This window comes from Psychrobacter sp. UBA2514 (assembly GCF_002341255.1).
GTDB classification, from domain to species: domain Bacteria; phylum Pseudomonadota; class Gammaproteobacteria; order Pseudomonadales; family Moraxellaceae; genus Psychrobacter; species Psychrobacter pacificensis.
On record NZ_DDNS01000040.1, the window covers coordinates 8,979 to 9,248 of the forward strand.

Annotated in this window: 1 protein-coding gene; it reads right to left on the reverse strand. The window is 50.4% G+C overall.

What is annotated here, in order from left to right:
* Positions 1 to 270: FAD-dependent oxidoreductase (locus tag B3V51_RS10630; protein WP_286708397.1), on the reverse strand; the 270-nt coding region annotated here is incomplete at both ends.

Here is a 270-nt window from a genome sequence, read left to right on the forward strand (position 1 = left end):
GCTTTCGATAATAATGGGCGGTTATAAGGAGCTTTGTCATCTTTGCTAATCATGGTGATTTTGCCGCCATAGCCACCTTGGCGCAATTGATGCGCGGTCATAAAACCTGCACCGCCGCCGCCGACGATGATGGTATGCGTATCAGCGAGCTGATCGTTATCTGCTCGCTCGTTGATATTGCTAGTCGTATCAACGATTAAGTTGTCGCCTTGCCTAGTCACGCTATAGCGCGTCAAGCCTTTCATCGCAACCGGCTCTATCAGCGAACCA